The sequence below is a fragment of the Embleya sp. NPDC055664 genome, assembly GCF_053618075.1.
Genome location: NZ_JBSHGZ010000001.1, coordinates 642,398 through 648,272 on the forward strand (window position 1 = coordinate 642,398; position 5,875 = coordinate 648,272).

Here is a 5,875-nt window from a genome sequence, read left to right on the forward strand (position 1 = left end):
CGCCGAGACCACGGCGATCACCACCGCCAACCCGAGCGCGGCCGAGGCCAGTTCGAGGGTCGGTTCGAACTGCTCGCCGATCAGCGCGGAGACGGGCTGCTGGAGCTGATACGACTCGCCGAGCCGCCCGTGCAACAACTCGCCCAAATAGTGCAGGTATTGCCGAAGAACGGTTTCATCGAAGCCGTAGTCGGCGCGGATCTGCGCCCGTACGGCGGGCGACGCGGTGGTCTGCGGGCCCAGGAGCGTGGCCACCGGATCGCCCGGGAGCAACTTGAGCCCGACGAAGGCGAGCGTCGCCGCGCCGAGCAGCACGGAGGCCACGGCCACCAGCCGGGCGCCGATCGCCCGCAGCAGCCGCAACGCGCGAGGCGGGCCCGCCGGGCCCGGCTCATCGGCGGACACCGCGGCCGCGGCCGGGGCGGACGCGTCGACCGGGGTCGACGCGTCCGCCATCGTCGGTGGAAAACTCATCGCCGCGCGCTCCACACGTCGTGGAACAGCGGCCAGGCGTTCGGGTCCAGGCGCAGTCCGTTGACGTGCTTGCCGGTGGCGAAGATCGTGGTGGCCGCGTAGAGCGGGACCACCGCCGCGTGTTCGATCACCCAGCCCTGGGTCTGCGCGTACAGCCGGTCGCGGGTGGGCCGGTCCAGTGTCGCCGCCGCCGCGTCGGTCCACTGGTCGATCTGCGGATTGCTCAGCCAGGCGGCGTTTTGCCCACCGGTGCTGGGCAGGTTCGCCGAGTTGAAGTACAGCCGCAGTACGTCCGGTTCGAAGCGCGCCCAGCTCATGTCCAGCACGTCGTACTTGCCCGCGTAGGCGTTCGTGGTGAACGCGCCCAGGTCCAGGGCCGGCCGCTGCACCTCGACGCCGATCTTCTTCAGGTCCGACTGCACGGCCTGGGCCAGGATGTCGCGCTGTTCGCGCACCGCGGCGGGCGCGCTGGGCCACTGCACGCTCAAACGTTTGCCGTCGCGGGTCCGGTACCCGTCGCCGTCACGGCCCGTCCACCCGGCCTCGTCCAGCAACCGGCCCGCCAGCGCGGGGTCGTACGGCCAGGAGTTCTCCAGCGCCTTGTCGTAGCCGGGCGTGGCCGGCCCCAACGGGCCCCAGGCACGCCGATATTGGTCGAAGTAGATGGACTGGACGTTCGGACCGATGTTGATCGCGCGCTGTACGGCTCGCCGCACCCGTTCGTCGTCGAAGGGCGCCCGAGTGGTGTTCAGGAACAGGCTGTAGACCGCGCCCGCGAAGTCGTGGCGCAGCACGCGTACGTCCGAACGTCCCTCCAGGCCCTTGACGTTGACCGGCGGGATCGACCCGGCGATGTCCACCTGGCCGCCGGCGAACGCGCCGACCCGGACCGAGTCCTCGGTCAGGAACCGGAACGTCAGCTTGTCCAGGTAGGCGGCGCCCTGGTGCTTGGCGCCGGCCGGTGCCCAGTTGTACGCGGGGTTGTTCTCCAGGGTCAGACTCTGGCCCTTGGTGTGCGCGGCGAAGCGGAACGGGCCGGTGCCCACCAGTTGTGGTCCGCCCGCGCACAGCTTGTCGCCGTTGGCGGCGAGCGTCTGCGGCGAGTAGAAGCCCAGGTAGGCGGTGCTCGCGGCCTGGAGGAAGGGGGCGAACGGCTTGGTGAAGGAGATCTTCACCGTCGCCGGGTCGAGCACCTCGGTGCCGGCGTAGGGGCCGAGCAGACTCGCCGCGTACTGCGACTTGGTGGTCTTGGCCGCGATCCGGTCGAAGTTGACCTTGACCGCGTTCGCGTCGAACGGGGTGCCGTCGGTGAACTTCACGTCGGTGCGCAGCTTGAACGTGTAGCCGGTCAGGTCCGGCGCGACCTCCCACGAAGTGGCCAACCATGGCAGGAAGTTGCCCTGATCGTCCTCGGCGACCAGCGAGTCGAACACGTTGCGCTGGATGGACGCGGTGATGTCCTGGGGGCTCACGTGGATGTCGAAGCAGGTGGGCTCGGTGTTGATCGCCACCGTCACCGACCCGCCCTTGACCGGCGGTCCCGCCGCCGGCTCGGCCGCGTTCGGCCCCGTCTTCGCGGTGGAGGAACAGGCCGACAGGACGAACGCGGCGGCCAGGGCCGCACCGACGATTCTGGGTAGGCGTGGTCGGATGACGCGCATGGTCGAGTCCTGTCGAGAGTCGGGGATGTCACGAAGCGGCGCAGAGCGGGGCGAACACCGGCCCCGGCCCTGAGGAAACTAGCCGCGCCGTCGGGACGCCCAGCACCCCTAGCGGACCCCTACCGACCCTTGCGCGTGCGGACGGGGTGATCCTCGCGTCCGCATGTCGCCTTTCTTTCGCGAGACCTTCGTGTTGACGCGACGCGGGCAGATTTCTAGACTGCCGGTCAGCTATGGAGCGAAAGTCCGAATCACCGATTCCGGACTCTTCCACTTCTTTTTCGGAGACGGCCGTGCAGGGGACCCGTGGAGCGAGCGCCTGGCGCCTCGCGCTGGTGTCCCGCCTCGACGTGGACCTCGCCCGCATGTCCAGCGGGCTGTGTCGCTGAATCCTCCGTGATCCGACCGGGGTCGGATCGATCCCACCCCGACGGCCGAGGTCGCCTCGGCGCGTCGGCAGGCCCGGCGGCCCCCGCGGATCGGGCCCGATAACACGTGTTTCGGCCGTCGTGCGCCGACGAGTCGCCGAACCGGATATTCCGCGACGCCGCGGCCCCGACGTGTCCCCGGCGTGCGCAAATGTTAATCAGAGGCAATAGCTAATTCAACAAGCGGAAACACTTGGATTTCCGCCGGGGGAGTGGCACGTGTTTTTCGTGGGGCGAACCGAGGAACTCAGCCGACTGGATACCGCCCGGGCCCGCTGCGCGACCGGGGTCGGCGGCGCGACCACTGTGTGCGGGCCCGTGGCGGTCGGCAAGACCGCGCTCCTGCACGCCTTCGCCGAGCGGTCCGCCGCCGACGAGGCGCTGTTCCTGCGTGCCATCGGCACCCCGATGGAGCAGGACTTTCCGCTCGGGGTGGTGCGCCAACTGCTCCAGTCGGTCCCACTCGCCGACGAGGATCCGGCCCGGATCGACCGGATCCTGGAGGACGGGGCCCATACCGCCGCCTTCGGCGGCACCGACGCCTTGGACGCCACCACGGTCCGGGCGGTACACGAACTCTCGGCGGTGGTATTGACGTTGGCCGAGTCGCGGCCGGTCGTGGTGGTCGTGGACGACATCCAGCACGCCGACCCGGTGTCGTTGCAGTTCCTGGCCCACCTGATCCGGCGGATCCGCACCGCACGGGTGCTGGTCCTGCTGGGCGAACGCGAGTACGCCGCGGCCCCCTCGGCGGCGTTCGCCGCCTTCTCCGCCGACGTCGAACGCCAGCCGCACCACGGGCGGATCCGGCTCGGCCTGCTCGGCCGCGCCTCGGTCGGCGAACTGCTCGAACCCGCCGTCGGCCCGACCGCCGCCGCCCGCCTGACCGCCGATGTGCTCGAACTCACCGGCGGAAACCCGCTGTTGATTCGAGCCTTACTGGAGGACATGGGCGCGGGACAGCGCTCCGACAGCGCCCGGCGCCCACTTCGGGCGACCGCGGCCGACGCCTACTGCCGAGCCCTGGTCGGCTGCCTGTACCGCCTGGACCCGGCCACCGTGGAGGTCGCGCGCGGCCTGGCCCTGCTGGGCGAGTCGGGCGCGAGCGAGGGCTTGGCCGAACTGGTCGGTCTCGAACCCGCCACCGCCACCCGGGCGGCCCGCACCCTCAACGACGCCGGACTGGTCGCCTGCGGACGATTTCGCGACGATCGGGCCCGTGCGGCCGTGCTGAACACGATGACCCGGCCGGAGCGCGAACGCGGACACGGCCGGGCCGCCACGCTGCGACACATCGACGGCGCGCCGTCCGAGGCGGTGGCCAAACATCTCGCGGGGGCCGGGGAGTTCCGCGCGCCGTGGGCGGTGCGCACGCTGCGCGAGGCGGCCGAGGCGGTGGTCGCCGAGGGTGATCTGCGCCTCGCCGTCGACTACCTCAAGCTGGCCGAACGCATCGCCCCGGACGAATGCACCCGGGTGTCGATCAAGGCGTTCCTGATCGGACTGGAGTGGCTGGTCAACCCGGCCGCCGCCGCGCGACACGTGCCGTGGCTGGCCGCCGCGGTGCGCGACGGGCGGCTCAGCGGCCGGGATGCCCTGGCCTGCGTGCGCTACCTCGCCTGGTACGGCCGGCTCGACGAGGCCAGGACCGTGATCGAGGCGGGTCGGCAATCGTGCGCGCCCGGCGAGTCGGCCGACTGGGTCACCGCCGCCGAGACCCGGGCCGCCCGATTCTGGCTCAAGTACTGGTACCCGGCCGTCGACGCGGACCTGCCCGAATACGGCACCGAGGTGTCCCCGCTGCCCGCGACGATCGGCCGGATCGAGGGATTGGACCTGCTCACCGACGTCCTGGCCGGCCGGCTCGACGCCGACCGGGTCTGCGACCGGGCCGAGCGCATCCTGCGCGGCGCGCGCCTGGAGGACGCCACGGTGGAATCGCTCACCTCCGCGCTGACCGCGCTGGTGTACGCCGACCGGGCCGCCGAGGCCCAGGAGTGGTGCGTCGCGCTGATCGACCGGGCGGCCGGTCGGCGCAGTCCGATCGCCCACGCGCTGTTCTCGGCGGTGCTCGGCGAGATCACCGTGCGCCAGGGCGACCTGCTCGGCGCCGAGGAGAGCGCCGCGACCGCGCTGACCCGGATCGCCCCCGAGGGTTGGGGAGTGGCGGTAGGGGTTCCGCTGGCCGCCCGGATCGTCGCCGCGGTCGCGCGCGGTGACCGGGAGCAGGCCGCCCGCCTGCTCGAACTCCCGGTTCCCGGCGCGATGTTCCACACCCCGGCCGGGCTGCACTACCTGCACGCCTGCGGGCGGTACAACCTGGCCACCGGCCGCGCCGACGCGGCGCTGCACGACTTCCTGTCCTGCGGCGAGCTGATGACGGCGTGGCGGATCGACCTGCCCGGCCTGGTGCCCTGGCGGGTCGAGGCGGCCCGGGCCCACGTGCACCTCGGCGACCACGACGCGGCCCGCGAGTTGTTGGCCGAACAGTTCGACCGGCTCGCGGACGAACCGTCGCGTACCCGGGGGCTCGCGCTCGGCGTGCAGGCGTCCGTGGTCGAACTTCGGCGGCGCCCCGCGCTGTTGTGGGAGGCGATCCGCGAACTCCAGGCCTGCGGCGACCGCTTCGAGTTGTCCCTGGTGTTCGCCCAACTCGGCAACGCCTACCGCGAACTGGGCGACTTCGGCCGGGCCCGACGGGCGGCCCGACGCGCCCGACACCTGTCCGAGGTGTGCCGGGCCGAGCTGCCGCACACCCTGTCGCGTACCGACCGGCTGGCCGCCGTACCCGACCGGGACGGCGCGATATCGCGCCTGCGCGGCACGACACCCGAGCCGGCGCCGATCCACGAACCCGCGACGAACCGCGAGGCGGACCGGATCGCCGAACGGCCCGGGCGACCCGAACACCGCGAAACGGCGCGCATCACCCTGCCGGCCGCGTCCCCGAGTGCTCCGGGCGCCTCCCCGGGCGTCGACGAGCAGCCCGGCGCGGGCCTGAGCGACGCCGAACGCCGTGTCGCGGCGCTGGCCGCCCAGGGCCAGACCAACCGGGAGATCTCCCGCCGGCTGTTCATCACGGTCAGCACCGTCGAACAACACCTGACCCGGGTGTACCGCAAGCTCGGGGTGGCCCGCCGACTGGACCTGCCGCCCTGGCTGGAAGAGGAGATCGCGGGCTGAATCGACCCCGATCGGAGAGCACGACCGAGGGCCGCCGCCCCAACCGGGCCGCGGCCCCCCGGCAGCCCCCCCCCGGGGGGGTGCGGCCCCCCAACGCGAAGGGGGGGGGGGGGGGTAGGCACGGGGTAT

General features: G+C 72.2%; 2 protein-coding genes and 1 pseudogene. 1 reads left to right on the forward strand and 2 read right to left on the reverse strand.

From position 1 onward, the window contains the following. Together ACWGR4_RS02730 and ACWGR4_RS02735 are read right to left on the reverse strand one after the other, a co-directional pair. A pseudogene (locus ACWGR4_RS02730) lies at positions 1-474 on the reverse strand (hypothetical protein); the annotation flags it as partial. Further along, positions 471-2,135: an ABC transporter substrate-binding protein gene (locus tag ACWGR4_RS02735; protein ID WP_379997065.1), complete on the reverse strand. Its 1,665-nt coding sequence runs from the start codon at positions 2,133-2,135 to the stop codon at positions 471-473. The gene ACWGR4_RS02735 and the pseudogene ACWGR4_RS02730, both read right to left, overlap by 4 nt. Positions 2,136-2,791: 656 nt before the next feature. Between ACWGR4_RS02735 and ACWGR4_RS02740 the strand changes: the two genes are divergently transcribed. Beyond that, entirely contained in the window at positions 2,792-5,746 is a 2,955-nt protein-coding gene (locus ACWGR4_RS02740) for a helix-turn-helix transcriptional regulator (protein WP_452134163.1), read from the forward strand. The last annotated feature ends 129 nt before the right edge of the window (positions 5,747-5,875 follow it).